Genomic DNA, 15146 nt, shown 5'->3' with positions numbered 1-15146 from the left:
TTTATCACATTTTTTTATGACCTGTCGCGGTTTCAAAAAAAGCAGATAAAAGAATAACGTGCCGTTTCAGTCGAAAATGCGTTTAATAGCCTTATCAGGAGGCCCGTCCAACGCAGCTTCAGGCCAGGGCTCCCTTTATTGCTCTTATATTGAGGTAAATGTTCATAAATGAAGAACGCGCATAAAGAATGGGATATGCCGCAAATCGTGTTTTCTTTGCTGTTTATCATTCTACTGATTGTGGCCAGTTTTTGGATTGTTCAGCCGTTCGTGCTGGGCTTTGCCTGGGCCAGCATGGTGGTGATTGCCACCTGGCCGCTGATGATTAAAATTCAGGGCTGGCTGTGGGGAAGACGTTCGCTGGCGGTCATCGCCATGACCATCATCCTGATTTTGCTGTTTATCGTCCCGATTGCGCTTCTGGTTAACAGCCTGATTGAAAACAGCGGGCCGGTGGTCGCCTGGGCGACGGCAGGTCATTTACAAATGCCGGAGATGCATTGGCTGAGGAGTATTCCGCTGGGCGGCAAAAAACTTTATGCCGTTTATCACAATATGGTGGCTGGCGGCGGCAGCGCGATTATGGCCAAGGTGCAGCCTTACATCGGGCGTACCAGCGGTTTCCTGTTTGCGCAGGCCGGACATTTTGGCCGCATTATGCTACATCTCGGGCTGATGTTGCTGTTCAGCGTGCTGCTTTTCTGGCGCGGTGAACAGGTAGGCCACGGTATTCGTCACTTTGCTTTCCGTTTAGCCTCTCGTCGCGGCGACGCGGCGGTTTTACTGGCCGGACAGGCAATTCGTGCCGTTGCGCTTGGCGTGGTCGTCACCGCGCTGGTTCAGGGCGTGCTGGGTGGGATCGGTCTTGCTATCTCAGGTATTCCTTATGCAACCATTTTGACGGTGCTGATGATTTTCTCCTGTCTGGTGCAGCTTGGTCCGCTGGTAGTATTGATCCCGGCGATTATCTGGCTGTACTGGAGCGGAGACACGACCTGGGGCACGGTATTGCTGGTGTGGAGCTGTGTGGTTGGCACGCTGGATAACGTTCTTCGCCCAATGCTGATCCGTATGGGGGCCGATTTGCCCATGATTCTGATACTGTCCGGCGTCATTGGCGGCCTGGTGGCTTTTGGGATGATCGGACTGTTTATTGGACCGGTCGTGCTGGCTGTTTCTTATCGCCTGCTTTCCGTCTGGATGCATGAGGCGCCTGCCCCACTGGACGATCCGCTGGACGTCGTAGAAGAACTTGCTGAAATAGAACAAGAAAACATCACTAAATAGTCCTTTGAAGGCGGTCAGCCTGCTGGCCGCCTCTTTCAGAAAGCTTTCCCTTCCCTGTAATGTTTCATTTCATTAGCAACTTTTACCTGTAAAGCGCACTTTTGGCGCAACGCCATCTAACTTAAGGGCAAATGTTTACCTTTCGTACAGATTAGCGCATTAAAACAATTAGTTTCCCAAATAAAAGGTTACGGAACTTAAACTAATAAGAGGATTCTTAATGACTCACTCTGTCCGGCAGAATAGTATAAACCCTATGTTTTACAATCAACATGTTGATTTATAAACAACCTTTTTTCCCCGAATAACGTAACGAATTGCTGTGTGTAGTCTTTGCCCATCCCATGTGATGGGCTTTTTTTTTGTACGATCCAAAAGAAAAGGCCAGAAATCTGGCCTTTGCTCACTATTTTAGTGCCTTATGCTATTTTTTCGGTAATTCCGCCAAACTCAGCCAGGTCTGCACCACCGTATCGGGATTGAGTGAAAGGCTGTCAATGCCCTCCTCCATCAGCCAGGCGGCAAAATCTTCATGGTCAGAGGGTCCCTGACCACAAATGCCTACATATTTACCGGCTTTTTTCGCCGAGCGGATAGCCATGGAAAGCAGCGCTTTTACCGCATCATTACGCTCATCAAAGAGTTCAGAGACCACCCCAGAGTCTCTGTCCAGTCCAAGTGCCAGCTGCGTCATATCGTTTGAGCCAATTGAGAAGCCGTCGAAATATTGCAGGAACTGGTCGGCCAGCAGCGCATTAGAGGGTATTTCGCACATCATAATGATAGAAAGCCCATTTTCGCCGCGCTTCAGCCCCTGACGTTCTAACTCTTCCACGACCGCTTTTGCCTGAGCTACCGTGCGAACAAACGGCACCATGATCTCGACGTTGGTCAGTCCCATTTCGTTGCGGACGCGCTTAACTGCCGCACATTCCAGCGCGAAGCAGTCACGGAAGCTGTCTGCTACGTAACGACCTGCCCCACGGAAGCCCAGCATGGGGTTTTCTTCTTCCGGCTCGTAGCGTTCTCCGCCCACCAGGTTGGCATACTCGTTGGTTTTAAAATCCGACAGCCGAACGATAACGCGCTTAGGCGCAAAGGCCGCGCCCAGGGTCGCGATCCCTTCGGTCAGGCGAGCAACATAGAACTCAACCGGATCGTCAAATCCTTTCATCATGCTACGGATTTGCTGCTGTATTTCCGGCGTCTGCCGATCAAACTCAAGCAGCGCTTTAGGATGCACGCCAATCATGCGGTTAATGATAAATTCCAGACGCGCCAGACCCACGCCTTCATTCGGTAAACAGGCAAAGTCGAAAGCGCGATCCGGGTTGCCGACGTTCATCATGATTTTCAGCGGCAGCGAAGGCATTTCATCTACCTGCGAGCTTTTCACCTCAAAATCCAGCAAATCGTCGTAGACGTAGCCCGTATCGCCCTCGGCGCAGGAGACGGTGACTTTATGACCATCCTTTAATCGATCGGTGGCGTCGCCGCAGCCTACCACTGCCGGTATACCCAACTCGCGGGCAATGATAGCCGCATGACAAGTTCGCCCACCACGATTGGTCACGATGGCCGAGGCTTTTTTCATGATCGGCTCCCAGTCGGGATCGGTCATATCCGTAACCAGCACGTCGCCTTTCTGAATGCGGTTCATTTCGCTGATGTCATGGATCACCTTGACTTCACCGGCCCCAATGCGATGGCCAATGGCGCGCCCTTCCACCACCACTTTGCTTTTACCCTGTAAGGTGTAGCGTTCCATTACCTGGCCGCTTGAACGCACGGTTTCCGGGCGTGCCTGCACGATGAAGAGTTTACCGGTGTGGCCATCTTTGGCCCACTCAATATCCATGGGTCGCTGATAATGTTTTTCGATCTGTACTGCCTGTGCGGCCAGCGCCTCCACTTCTTCACTGCTGAGGCAGAACCGATCGCGCTCCGCCTCTGGCACATCTTCGATTCTGACCTGCTCGCCATGCTCCTGCGAATCGGCATAGACCATACGAATTTTTTTTGAGCCCATCGTGCGGCGAACAATGGCCGGACGCCCGGCCGCCAGCGTTGGCTTATGTACGTAAAATTCGTCCGGGTTTACGGCCCCCTGCACAACCATTTCGCCAAGGCCAAACGCGGCGGTGATAAAGACCACCTGATCAAAGCCCGATTCTGTATCGATTGTGAACATTACGCCAGCAGCGCCTACATCTGAGCGTACCATTCGCTGTACGCCAGCCGATAAGGCCACGCCGCGGTGATCGTATCCCTGATGTACCCGATAAGAAATAGCGCGGTCGTTAAACAGCGAGGCGTAAACGTGTTTTACCGCAATCAGCACGGCGTCAAAGCCCTGAACGTTTAAGAAGGTTTCCTGCTGTCCGGCGAAAGAGGCATCCGGCATGTCTTCGGCCGTTGCCGATGAACGTACAGCGAAAGAGGCTTCATCATCATCCGCGGAGAGCTGATGATAGGCTTCACGAATCGCCTGTTCCAGCGCGGGCTGGAAAGGGGTTTCGACAATCCACTGGCGGATCTGCTTACCTGCTTTTGCCAGTTCATCCACATCTTCAATATCAGTTTTATCCAGCAGTTCGTAAATACGCTGATTGACGCCGCTCTGATCGAGAAACTGATTGAAAGCTTCAGAAGTTGTCGCAAAACCGTTCGGCACGCTAACGCCAAGCGAGGACAAATTAGTAATCATTTCACCCAGAGAGGCATTTTTGCCTCCCACCCGATCAACATCGTTCATGCCAAGCTGGTTATACCAGAGCACGAGCGACAGGTCTTTATTGGACATTGAAGAAATCCTTTTATGATTTAACTAACTGATTGAGGACAGAGTTATACGTTTTTGAGCCTGGCACATTCTTAATGCAGAAAGAAACTGTTGAATCGTTCAAGCGGGTTTAAAAATGGCTTTTAAGAAAATTCCGCACAATAAACCCTGCACGCCCGAGATGAAATTAAATATAAAAAACTTAATTATCATGCAGTTAAAAAATGACACGCTTGTCTCTGTGTCGAATTTAACCCTCATTCGATAATGATGAACATTAAGAATGATTTTCTTGATTACACCTGTTTTTATGAATAGTAAAAGAAAACGTTATTTCATTATTCGATGTTTATTCCGTTCTGGGGCACGCAAGGGAAATAACAGATTTACTTTATTCTGTTTTAAGGTATCAATCTTATAGTGTAGTCGCCGTCGGGATTTGCTTTACAGCAGTAAATTATTTTAGTCTGCGTTAAATTCGCTACAGGATGAGAAAATGGAAACTGAAAGAAGCGTGTTTTATATTTCTGACGGGACGGCAATCACCGCCGAGGTACTGGGTCATGCGGTGTTGTCACAGTTTCCTGTTGGCATCAACAGCGTCACGCTGCCCTTTGTGGAAAATGTGCAGCGGGCACAGGCAGTTAAGGCACAAATCAATGCGCTGTATGTGAAAAGCGGCGTGCGCCCGCTGGTTTTTATCTCAATCGTCACGCCTGAAATTCGCGAGATCATCCTGCAAAGCGACGGATTTTGTCAGGATATTGTGCAGTCGCTGGTTGCCCCGCTGCAACAGGAATTAGGCCTTGCTCCGGCACCGGTAGCGAACCGGACGCATGGCCTGACGGCAAATAATCTTGGCAAATACGACGCGCGCATTGCCGCCATCGATTACACGCTCGCGCATGATGACGGCATTTCACTGCGTGGACTGGAAGATGCCCAGGTGATATTGCTGGGTGTGTCACGCTGCGGGAAAACGCCAACCAGCCTTTATCTCGCTATGCAATTTGGCATCCGGGCCGCTAACTATCCGTTTATCGCCGACGATATGGACAACCTGAAACTGCCCCCAGCCCTGAGACCTTTTCAACATAAACTGTTCGGTTTGACCATCGACCCGGAACGTCTGGCCGCCATTCGTCAGGAGCGCGCTGAAAATACCCGCTACGCTTCTATGCGCCAGTGCCGCCTTGAAGTGGGTGAAGTCGAAGCCCTTTTCCGCACCCATCAAATTCGTTACCTCAACAGCACCAACTATTCCGTTGAAGAAATCGCCACAAAAATCCTCGATATTATGGGACTTAACCGCCGCATGTATTGATCGGCAATACCTATCGCGTCAAAAAGTGATATTTCTCCCGATACGCTCGTGCGACGGGCGTTTAGGGTTGAAATCATCCTCGGGTCAAGGCTATTGTGATCGCCATCACTTCCCGGCACTCCTGCCGCTGCGAAGACAAAATTTTTGAGATCGCTATGAACAAAACAGATGAACTGCGGACCGCGCGCATCGAGAGCCTGGTTACGCCTGATGAACTGGCGAAACGGCATCCGATCACGCCCGCTGTTGTGGCAAATGTTACCGCTTCCCGCAAGCGTATTGCCCGTATCCTTTCCGGTGACGATCCTCGCCTGCTGGTGGTGATCGGTCCCTGCTCGCTGCACGATCCTGCTGCCGCCGTTGATTATGCATCCAGGCTTAACCTACTGCGAGAGCAGCATCAGTCGCGCCTTGAAATCGTTATGCGTACCTATTTCGAAAAGCCCCGTACGGTAATCGGCTGGAAAGGACTGATTTCCGATCCGGATCTCGACGGCAGCTTTCGTGTTAACCACGGATTAGACGTCGCTCGTAAGCTGTTACTGGATATCAATGCGCTCGGGATGCCGACGGCGACTGAATTTTTAGATATGGTGACGGGGCAATTTATTGCCGATTTGATTAGCTGGGGTGCGATTGGTGCACGAACGACCGAAAGCCAGATCCATCGCGAAATGGCCTCGGCGCTCTCCTGCCCGGTAGGTTTTAAAAACGGTACGGATGGTAATATTCAGATTGCGGTGGATGCGATACGCGCGGCCCGAGCCAGCCACATGTTCTTATCGCCGGATAAAAATGGTCAGATGACCATTTACCAGACCAGCGGCAACCCGTCCGGACACGTGATTATGCGCGGCGGTAAACAGCCGAACTATCATGCGGAAGATATTGCCGCTGCCGCTGCCAGCCTGCGTGAGTTTAAGCTGCCGGAGCGTCTGGTGGTCGATTTCAGCCATGCTAACTGTCTCAAACAACATCGCCGCCAGAAAGACGTTGCCGCTTCCGTTGCTCAGCAGATCCGGGAAGGCACGCAGGCGATCGCTGGCGTAATGATTGAGAGTTTCTTACAGGAAGGCACGCAAAAGGTTGAGAGCGGTAAGCCGCTGGTTTACGGCCAGTCAATTACCGATCCCTGTCTGGGATGGGATGACAGCGAAGAGGTATTGGCGTTGCTGGCTGAGGCTGTTGAGACACGGTTTTAAGGGCGAGGTAAGGTTAACGCGGCAGCGGGTGAAAGCTGGCGGCAACAAGCGGTTGCGCCTCGCTAACTCAGTCTTACGTGGATCCCCATGCGAGGCTACCAGCAATAGCGTGGCTTAGGGCAGAAATAGCTGACCGGAGAAGCGAACCGTGACGCGCAGGGACGCGCGTCACGAGCCTGGAGGGCGGATCTACGGCGAATTTGTGCTGCAACCCGCTCTTCCGGCAAAGCCCCCCACCCATTTTTAGCTTGAACAGCTTACCTCAAGCGTTTTGCCCCAGTCCGGTGGGCGGCGCGTTAAATCTGCAAACTCCGGCGCGTCATCAAAGGGACGGCTCAACGCCTGATGCAGCCGGGCCAGCACGCTGATATCATCTTTCTCTGCCTGCTCAATCGCCTGCTGAGCGAGATAATTTCTCAGGATAATGGCCGGATTTACCTGCTTCATTTCCTGCTGCCGTTGCTCATCCTGTCGCGCTTCCTGGAGTAAACGCTGACGATAAACGTTATACCAGCTGTCGAAGGCTTCACGATCGATAAATTCATCGCGCAACGGCGAGCGGGATTGCTGCTGCTCGGTATCACACAGCTTGCGGAACGTCAGGGTATAATCGCTACTCTCTTTGGTCATCAATGACAGTAAACCCGTCAGGATATCATTATCATCGCGATGGGGGGTCAACAGCCCCAGCTTCGCCCGCATTTTCTCTCCCCAACAGCGCATCAGCTCAGTCTCGTAGCCAGATAGCGCCTGCTTCAACTGGGTTGCATCCAGTAAACTGGAAAGCGCGTGAGCCAGCCGGTTGAGATTCCATAATCCCACTACCGGCTGATTGTCAAAGCTGTAACGCCCCTGATAATCGGAGTGGTTGCAGATAAAGTCAGGTTTGTAATCATCAAGGAAGCCGTAAGGGCCGTAGTCCAGCGTAATGCCCAAAATCGACATGTTATCGGTATTCATCACGCCATGCGCAAAACCGATACTTTGCCAGTAAGCGATCAGACGGGCCGTGCGTTTGACCACATCGCTGAACCACAGCAGGTAGCGATCCTGCTCATCCTGATATTGCGGCCAGTGATGACGAATCGCATAGTCAGCCAGCTCGCGCACTTTCTCGGGCTGGCCGCCATAGAAGAAATGTTCAAAATGGCCAAAGCGTAGATGGCTTTCAGCCACGCGCAGCAACATTGCGCCACGCTCTGTCGTCTCCCTGTATACCGGCTCATCGCTGGTTACGACGGTGAGTGCACGGGAGGTGGGCACCCCAAGATGATGCATCGCTTCCGAGGCCAGAAATTCGCGTAGCGACGAGCGCAGAACCGCGCGGCCATCTCCCATACGTGAGTATGGCGTCAGTCCGGCACCTTTCAGATGCCAGTCCATTTTTCGCCCGTCGGGAAGCTGCTGCTCGCCAAGTAACAGACCTCGTCCATCGCCAAGCTGACCGGCCCATACGCCAAACTGATGTCCACTGTAAACCTGTGCCAGAGGCTGCATGCCCGGCAACAAAGATTCACCACTCCATGGCGCGGCGGTGCTGAACAGGCTCTCGTCGATGCCCAGCTCCTGAGCCAGCGAAGGACTGTGATAAAGTAATCGTGGATTTTTAAGCGGTGTCGGCATCAGCGCGGTGTAAAAGCCGGCCAGCTCGTTGTGCCAGGTATTATTGAATTGCATGACGTCCCCTTATGATTTCCGGACGTCGCCAGGATTTGACGTCAGTTAATCGTCTAAGTGTAAACCGTCAGCGACGTAGTAAACACGGACTTACTACAGGGTTATTGCACCAGTTCGCCAGTAAGCACTTTAGGAGGATGGATAAGCGAAGGAAGGGCTTCTTCCGTTACCGGGGAAAACAGCGCACTCTGAATACCGTCAAAAGCATAATCGCTGATTTTTTCCAGTCCGCTAATATCATCAATACCTTGTACGATAATCTGCTGACAATGAGGCTTAATATGGTCCAGCACTGTACTAATTAGTGGTCTGAAAGTCAGGCGGTTAATATGATGCTGAATAAAGCCTTTATCCAGTTTGATGCGGAAAAAGAGATCGTCGTAGACGGCTTTGGAAGGCGCTTTGCCCGAACCGTAGTTCGCCAGACTTAAATCAAAGCGCTCGCTTAACGCCATCAGCCCCGGGTGATCCTTGCCCAGTTTTAAATCCGGAAAGCTTTCGTTTATTTCCAGTTCAAGCCAAGACAATCCGTCCAGTTTATATTTCAGAAAATCACTTTCAAGAATGGCCTTTGTGGAAATCTCGTCTATTTTCAACGTCACTTTCACACCCTGCTCGCTAAAAAAGGCATGATGTTTTTGAATACTGTTAATTTGGCTTTGCAGCAAGGTCATCCGTTGCTCACAGCTCAACTGCGGGAGCAGGAGCTCTTGCGGGATCGCCACATTGGCCGTGCTGTGCGAGAAATGGGTCAGCAGTTCGACAGAGAGAAGATGCCCATCAAAACTGTAGACAGGGTTGAATGCTGTGTAACTTTTATAATCCGCTTCCAAATGGATTTTCATTTTTATTCAGCCATGATGAAGTCGCAAACTGCGCAGACTGACTCAGCAACAAGGGTCTGACAGGACCATTATTAAATTCAGCTGCGGCAGGATTGCCAGGATAAAGGATCGGCCTGTGCTAAAAGCCCTAAGCTATCACATTTCCTGCATGAAAGATGCTTAACTATTAAATCATATTTTTGCACTTTTGAAGCATAACATTGTTCGCTTTAACGGCACTTTACAAAAATCTGACATAAGTCGATTTTCCCTGTCACTTTAACCACAACAGGTTTCTTTACCGATTAAAAAATCAGGCAGCGCTGGTAATATTTTCATAAATCAAATGCCGGATAAATAAGCTTTTTCTTAAACGGTTAGCAGGCTATTAATTAGCAATAACTAAATCCGCCTTGCCTGCCAGAAAACTTTTTTCCAGTAGACATTATTTAATGAAGAACGGATAACGCCCTGGCTGGTCGAGGCATGAATAAACCGATCGTCGGTATCGTAAATGCCGACATGCAGACCATTTTCTCCCGCACCCGTTTTAAAAAAGACTAAATCCCCGGGCAATAACTCTTTTTTGGCAATTCGCGTTCCAATTTCTGTCTGTGCAGACGTCGTGCGCGGTAATTGTAAGTCAAAACGATCGCGGAAAGTCAGATAGACAAAACCGGAGCAGTCCACCCCACCATGTCCCATACCGCCATAGCGATAAGGCGTGCCATGCCACTGGCTAAGCTGATCGTCCAGTTGAGCGATAACGGTGATGGAGTTAGACAGTCGCGCGTTTGGCGGCGGCGCATGACTGCTGCAACCCGCGAGCACGAAAGCAATAAACAGAAACCAGCAGCGCATAACAGGATCCCTCATAAGTTGTGACTACTTTACTGACGAAAAGGCCTGCCGACAATATACGTCATGCTTTCAAAGGAATGTCGTCAGGATTTGTTGTCCTTCAATGCACAGGCGCTTAAAAGGAACCTCATAAACCGCTGACAGGGTTGCCGGTTGCAGAACCTCCCCGGCGCTGCCCTGTTGTACCAGCGCGCCGTTTTTTAATAGCCAGACACGTTGTGCATGATGCAGGCTGTGATTAAGATCGTGCCCGCTCATGATGACCGTCAACCCGGCGTTCACCTGCGCATTAATATAACGATCGAAAGCGGCCTGTTGGGCAAGATCCAGGCCGGTAAGCGGCTCATCCAGCAACAGTAACTGCCCCTGCGGCTGAGCCATCTGACAGAAGACCGCCACCAGACGCACCCGCTGCCACTCCCCGCCCGAAAGCTTATCCAGAGAACGCGTCAGTTTATTATCCAGCTGGAAGCTTTCACACAGCGCCATTAACGTACGGTCATCAGCGCCGATCTGATGCATCTGAAGATAATGCCAAACCGGCATAGTCCCCGAAGGGATCTGCTGTTGCGTAAGCCAGGCGCGATGCCGGGCCAGCGCATAGCCTGACCAGCGATTCAGCGGCTGCCCCAAAAATTCTATTTTGCCGGACGCCGGTAATAAACCCGCAAGACAGGCGAGCAACGAACTCTTTCCGGCCCCGTTCGGTCCCAGCAGGTGAATCAGCTGCCCTTTCCTGACCTGCACGCTAAAGGAACTCAGGCGTTGCGCTACCGCAACGCCTTCGCATTGCAGCAGCATTTATTTCGCCAGCGCCGCTTTGATACTTTCCATCACGATAGGGTCTTCCGGCGTCATGTCAGGTGAGAAACGCTGAATCACCGTGCCGTCACGTCCAATCAGGAATTTTTCAAAGTTCCACAGGATATCGCCCGTCTCCTTTGGACCGCGCCCTTTGCTAACCATTTTTTCCAGAAAACCGCTGCTTTCCGGCGAAACGGCTTCCGGCTTTGCCGCAACAAGCTGGCGATAGAGTGGATGACGCTGTGGACCATTAACCTCAATTTTTTCAAACAGCGGGAAAGTCACCCCGTAGGTGCTACTACAAAAGGTTTTGATCTCTTCTGCGCTGCCCGGCTCCTGCCCAAGGAAGGCGTTACACGGGAAACCCAGTACCGAGAAACCCCGATCGTGCCAGGCTTTGTGAATGTTCTCCAGCTGCTCATACTGCGGGGTCAAACCGCATTTAGACGCAACGTTGACCACCAGCAGCACCTGGCCCTGCCATTTAGCCAGCGAGGTCGGTTCACCATCCAGCGTCACCAGTTCTGTATCAAAAATAGTCATGGATTGTTCCTGTATCAGAAGGGAGAAGTAAACCGGCCAGAGACTACGGCCGGTTGCGTAACAGTAACCAGATAAAAACCGGCGCGCCCAGCGTCGCCGTCACCACGCCAATGGGCAATTCTGCCGATACAATCGCTATGCGTGCCAGGATATCGGCAGCCAGCAATACGCCGCCGCCTGCCAGCGCACAGGCGGGTAACAGCATTCGGTGATCGTGAATGCCGTTAAGGCGCAAAATATGTGGGATAACCAAACCAATAAAGCCGATAGCGCCTGCCAGCGCCACGCTTACGCCTGTCAGCCAGCCAGTGGCAAGCACCAGTATGTTTCGCCACAGTAGAAGTGGCAAACCCAGCTGTTGCGCAGAAACCTCGCCCAGCGCAAGCAGATTCAGTACCCGCCAGCGGGTACTGAGCCAGATCAATACCGGCAACAGCGCCAACAGTAAACCGCTATAGCGCCAGTCCGTGCCGCTAAAGCCGCCCATCATCCAGTACATCAGCTGACGCAGATCCAGATTGGTACTGAAATAGACTATCCAGGTCATGATGGCGCTACAAATAATGCCAAGCGCCACGCCAGCCAGCAACAGCCGACTGCTGGAAAGATGCCGGCGCGAAAAATGCAGCAGGATAAAGGTGACTAACAGCGCGCCTGCTATTGCAAATAAACTCAGCTGCCACAGCATCTGTACACCGGCAAAAATACTCAATACAAGTCCTACGCCGGCCCCGTTCGCCACGCCCAGCAGGCCTGGCTCCGCAAGTGCGTTTTCAAACAGTGCCTGCATCACCACGCCACAGACGGCCAGCGATGCGCCAACTAACAGAACAGCCAGCGTGCGCGGCAGACGCAGCTGCCAGACAAACAGCCGAGCTTCATCACTAAACCAGACGTTCGGCGGTAACCAGCGGTCGCCGGTACAAAGACTGAGGATCGCCATCGTCACGCTGAACAGCACAAGAGCAGCCAGCCACCGGCGCTGATGGCGACGAGCCAGTTTCATCTGTTGTGAAAGCAGAGTCATTCGCGAGTTCTTAATGAAATCAGTAGGTTGATTTTAGAGGGAAACGCTGAAAAAGAAAGTGGGTTTGGGCCGTCGATAAAAAAGGCCGCAAAAGCGGCCTTTTATAGATGCGTCAGTCTTCTTTCGGCGTAGCGTTTTCTACCCGGCTTTTGAGCTTCTGCCCAGGCCGGAAAGTCACCACGCGACGCGCCGTAATCGGAATATCTTCGCCGGTCTTAGGATTACGTCCCGGACGTTGATTTTTGTCGCGAAGGTCGAAGTTGCCAAATCCTGACAGTTTCACCTGTTCACCGTTCTCCAAAGCACGACGCACTTCTTCAAAAAACAGCTCTACCAGCTCTTTGGCATCCCGTTTGCTAAGCCCCAGCTTCTCAAACAGATATTCAGACATCTCAGCTTTTGTAAGCGCCATAGGTTCAATCCCTCAAGGTTGCCTGGAATCGCTCTTTTAACGCCGCAACACATTTGGCGACGGTTGCAGCGATCTCCTCTTCTTCGAGTGTCCGGCCGGTATCTTGCAAAATCAGGCTGATAGCGAGGCTCTTAAAACCTTCATTTACACCCTTACCGCGGTACACGTCAAACAAGTTTACGCCAACTACCTGATTTACGCCAACTTTCTTACACTCGGCGATGATATCTGCTGCAGGGACGTTTTCAGCCACCAATACGGCGATATCGCGACGGTTTGCCGGGAAACGTGAAATCTCGCTCGCATCAGGCAGGACGCGGTCTGACACCTTATCCCACTCCAGTTCGAACACCACGGTACGGCCGTTAAGATCCAGTTTCCGTTCAAGTTCCGGATGCACAACACCCAGATAACCTATGCGCTCATCGTGTAAATAAATGGCGGCGCTCTGTCCCGGATGCAGGGCTGGATTAGCCTCAGCACGGAACTGAATGTCAGCCAGTTTACCCGTTAAATCGAGCACGGACTCTAAATCACCTTTTAAATCATAGAAGTCAAATGACTCACGCGCCAGATCCCAGTGCTCTTCATATCGCGTACCGCTGATCACACCCGCCAGCATAACATCCTGTCGGATACCGAGGTTTGCCTGTGTATCAGGGACAAAGCGCAATCCGCTTTCAAAAAGACGCACGCGACTTTGCTGGCGATTTTGATTGTAAACCACGGCAGAAAGCAGGCCTGTCCATAAAGAGAGGCGCATCGCCGACATTTCAACCGAGATTGGGCTGGGCAGTACCAGAGGATCAAAGCCCGGATGCAGCAGCGCCTGAACTTTAGGATCAACAAAGCTGTAGGTGATCGCTTCCTGATAACCTTTGTCCACCAGCAGCGCTTTCACACGCTTCAGCGACAGATTGGCTTCACGATGCGAGGTCATAATCAGACCAGCCTGAACCGGCACATCAGGAATATTGTTGTAGCCGTAAACACGGGCAACTTCTTCCACCAGGTCTTCTTCGATTTGCATATCGAAACGCCACGATGGCGCGACTGCCTGCCAGCTGCCTTGCCCTTCCGTGACTTCACAGCCTAAACGATTCAGGATATCGCTCACTTCGCTGTCAGAAATAACATGACCGATCAGGCGATCCAATTTTTCACGGCGCAGCGTAATGGTTGCGCGTGCTGGCAATGACGCCGGGTTAGTCTGATCGATGACCGGACCTGCCTCACCACCACAGATATCCAGCAGCAGGCGTGTAGCACGCTCCATCGCTTTCAGCTGCAGCTGTGGATCGACACCACGCTCGTAGCGATGAGAGGCATCGGTATGCAGGCCATGACGGCGAGCACGGCCGGTGATTGACAGCGGGCTGAAGAAGGCGCACTCAAACAGTACGTTGGTGGTTTCTTCATTGACGCCAGAGTGCTCGCCGCCAAAGATGCCGCCCATTGCCAGCGCTTTATGGTGGTCGGCGATAACCAGCGTATCGGCGTTCAGTTTGGCTTCCGTGCCGTCCAGCAGCGTCAGGGTTTCGCCCTCTTCTGCCATCCGCACGATAATGCCGCCGTCAATGCGATCCAGATCGAAAGCGTGCATCGGCTGGCCCAGCTCAAGCAGCACGAAGTTGGTGATATCAACGATCGGATCGATAGAGCGAATACCGCAACGACGCAGCTTCTCACGCATCCACAGCGGTGTTGCTGCCTTAACGTTAACGCCTTTGATTACGCGGCCCAGATAACGTGGGCAGGCATCGACAGCATCGACACGGATTGGGAAAGTATCCTGAATAGTTGCGGCAACCGGCGAAATTTGTGGCTCGGTCAGCGACATTTTATTCAGTACGGCGACGTCGCGGGCAACGCCAATAATGCCTAAACAGTCAGCCCGGTTAGGCGTCACGCTGATTTCAATCGTGCTGTCGTCGAGCTTCAGATATTCACGAATATCCGTGCCGACAGGCGCATCCAGCGGCAGTTCAATAATCCCGTTGTGATCGTCAGAAATACCCAGCTCGGAGAAGGAACACAGCATGCCTTCAGAAGGCTCACCGCGCAGCTTAGCCGCTTTGATTTTGAAATCACCCGGCAGTACGGCACCGACGGTGGCGACGGCCACTTTTAAGCCCTGGCGGCAGTTCGGTGCGCCACAAACAATATCCAGCAGGCGATCGCCACCTGTGTTGATTTTTGTTACGCGCAGTTTGTCTGCATTAGGATGCTGGCCGCACTCTACCACTTCACCCACAACTACGCCGTGAAAAGCACCGGCTACTGCATCCACGCCGTCCACTTCCAGACCGGCCATGGTGATTTGTTCACTCAGTGCTGCACTGTCAACAGACGGGTTAACCCACTCACGTAACCAGAGTTCGCTGAATTTCATTGGAATAACCC

The 15146-nt window shown here is 52.0% G+C and carries 12 protein-coding genes and 1 other RNA gene; 4 read left to right on the top strand and 9 right to left on the bottom strand.

Going from position 1 to position 15146, the window contains the following annotated elements:
* The first annotated feature begins 168 nt into the window (after window positions 1–168).
* A complete protein-coding gene (gene ydiK / locus EHV07_RS09470; protein ID WP_147197289.1) occupies window positions 169–1287 on the top strand; it encodes an AI-2E family transporter YdiK in 1119 nt (372 codons plus the stop codon).
* Between the two features lie 256 nt (window positions 1288–1543).
* Window positions 1544–1652, top strand: an RNA gene (gene rprA / locus EHV07_RS09465) — antisense sRNA RprA.
* A gap of 59 nt (window positions 1653–1711) precedes the next feature.
* Here the strand turns inward: rprA and ppsA are convergent.
* Window positions 1712–4090 (bottom strand): phosphoenolpyruvate synthase, encoded by a 2379-nt coding sequence (gene ppsA / locus EHV07_RS09460; RefSeq protein WP_147197287.1) that lies wholly within the window; start codon window positions 4088–4090, stop codon window positions 1712–1714.
* A gap of 475 nt (window positions 4091–4565) precedes the next feature.
* Here ppsA and EHV07_RS09455 point away from each other — a divergent pair, with 475 nt between their 5' ends.
* On the top strand, window positions 4566–5393 hold the full coding sequence (locus EHV07_RS09455; RefSeq protein ID WP_147197285.1) for a pyruvate, water dikinase regulatory protein: 828 nt from the start codon (window positions 4566–4568) through the stop codon (window positions 5391–5393).
* 155 nt (window positions 5394–5548) lie between these two features.
* Window positions 5549–6595 (top strand): 3-deoxy-7-phosphoheptulonate synthase, encoded by a 1047-nt coding sequence (locus tag EHV07_RS09450; RefSeq protein ID WP_147197283.1) that lies wholly within the window; start codon window positions 5549–5551, stop codon window positions 6593–6595.
* 243 nt (window positions 6596–6838) lie between these two features.
* On the opposite strand, the gene EHV07_RS09445 is transcribed toward EHV07_RS09450, so the two are convergent.
* The 8 genes from EHV07_RS09445 to pheT form a co-directional block, all read right to left on the bottom strand.
* Window positions 6839–8272 carry a protein adenylyltransferase SelO gene (locus tag EHV07_RS09445; RefSeq protein ID WP_147197281.1) on the bottom strand — a complete coding sequence of 478 codons (1434 nt, stop codon included), beginning with the start codon at window positions 8270–8272 and terminating at the stop codon, window positions 6839–6841.
* A gap of 101 nt (window positions 8273–8373) precedes the next feature.
* Window positions 8374–9117 (bottom strand): EAL domain-containing protein, encoded by a 744-nt coding sequence (locus tag EHV07_RS09440; RefSeq protein ID WP_147197279.1) that lies wholly within the window; start codon window positions 9115–9117, stop codon window positions 8374–8376.
* Between the two features lie 381 nt (window positions 9118–9498).
* Window positions 9499–9957, bottom strand: coding sequence for an NlpC/P60 family protein (locus EHV07_RS09435; RefSeq protein WP_147197277.1), 459 nt, complete (start codon window positions 9955–9957; stop codon window positions 9499–9501).
* 69 nt (window positions 9958–10026) lie between these two features.
* On the bottom strand, window positions 10027–10758 hold the full coding sequence (gene btuD / locus EHV07_RS09430; RefSeq protein ID WP_147197275.1) for a vitamin B12 ABC transporter ATP-binding protein BtuD: 732 nt from the start codon (window positions 10756–10758) through the stop codon (window positions 10027–10029).
* The gene (locus tag EHV07_RS09425; protein ID WP_147197273.1) at window positions 10759–11304 is read right to left on the bottom strand and encodes a glutathione peroxidase; all 546 of its coding nucleotides are present in this window, start codon (window positions 11302–11304) and stop codon (window positions 10759–10761) included.
* 43 nt (window positions 11305–11347) lie between these two features.
* Window positions 11348–12331, bottom strand: a complete 984-nt coding sequence (gene btuC, locus EHV07_RS09420) for a vitamin B12 ABC transporter permease BtuC (protein WP_147197271.1) — start codon at window positions 12329–12331, stop codon at window positions 11348–11350.
* Window positions 12332–12443: 112 nt separating this feature from the next.
* Complete coding sequence (gene ihfA, locus EHV07_RS09415; RefSeq protein ID WP_004157378.1) at window positions 12444–12743, bottom strand: integration host factor subunit alpha; 300 nt, start codon at window positions 12741–12743, stop codon at window positions 12444–12446.
* Window positions 12744–12747: 4 nt separating this feature from the next.
* Window positions 12748–15135 carry a phenylalanine--tRNA ligase subunit beta gene (gene pheT / locus EHV07_RS09410; RefSeq protein ID WP_147197269.1) on the bottom strand — a complete coding sequence of 796 codons (2388 nt, stop codon included), beginning with the start codon at window positions 15133–15135 and terminating at the stop codon, window positions 12748–12750.
* Window positions 15136–15146 lie beyond the last annotated feature (11 nt).

Source organism: Pantoea sp. CCBC3-3-1 (genome assembly GCF_007981265.1).
Taxonomy (GTDB): Bacteria; Pseudomonadota; Gammaproteobacteria; order Enterobacterales; family Enterobacteriaceae; genus Erwinia.
The sequence above is the reverse complement of the archived record's forward strand: the minus strand, read 5'-3'. Positions and strand labels throughout refer to the sequence as shown.

What these genes read in the sequence shown, in the direction of transcription:
- ppsA (WP_147197287.1), bottom strand. Translation starts at nt 4,090, where the DNA reads ATGTCCAATAAAGACCTGTCGCTCGTGCTCTGGTATAACCAGCTTGGC.
- ydiK (WP_147197289.1), top strand. Translation starts at nt 169, where the DNA reads ATGAAGAACGCGCATAAAGAATGGGATATGCCGCAAATCGTGTTTTCT.
- btuD (WP_147197275.1), bottom strand. Translation starts at nt 10,758, where the DNA reads ATGCTGCTGCAATGCGAAGGCGTTGCGGTAGCGCAACGCCTGAGTTCC.
- ihfA (WP_004157378.1), bottom strand. Translation starts at nt 12,743, where the DNA reads ATGGCGCTTACAAAAGCTGAGATGTCTGAATATCTGTTTGAGAAGCTG.
- EHV07_RS09435 (WP_147197277.1), bottom strand. Translation starts at nt 9,957, where the DNA reads ATGCGCTGCTGGTTTCTGTTTATTGCTTTCGTGCTCGCGGGTTGCAGC.
- btuC (WP_147197271.1), bottom strand. Translation starts at nt 12,331, where the DNA reads ATGACTCTGCTTTCACAACAGATGAAACTGGCTCGTCGCCATCAGCGC.
- pheT (WP_147197269.1), bottom strand. Translation starts at nt 15,135, where the DNA reads ATGAAATTCAGCGAACTCTGGTTACGTGAGTGGGTTAACCCGTCTGTT.
- EHV07_RS09445 (WP_147197281.1), bottom strand. Translation starts at nt 8,272, where the DNA reads ATGCAATTCAATAATACCTGGCACAACGAGCTGGCCGGCTTTTACACC.
- EHV07_RS09450 (WP_147197283.1), top strand. Translation starts at nt 5,549, where the DNA reads ATGAACAAAACAGATGAACTGCGGACCGCGCGCATCGAGAGCCTGGTT.
- EHV07_RS09425 (WP_147197273.1), bottom strand. Translation starts at nt 11,304, where the DNA reads ATGACTATTTTTGATACAGAACTGGTGACGCTGGATGGTGAACCGACC.
- EHV07_RS09440 (WP_147197279.1), bottom strand. Translation starts at nt 9,117, where the DNA reads ATGAAAATCCATTTGGAAGCGGATTATAAAAGTTACACAGCATTCAAC.
- EHV07_RS09455 (WP_147197285.1), top strand. Translation starts at nt 4,566, where the DNA reads ATGGAAACTGAAAGAAGCGTGTTTTATATTTCTGACGGGACGGCAATC.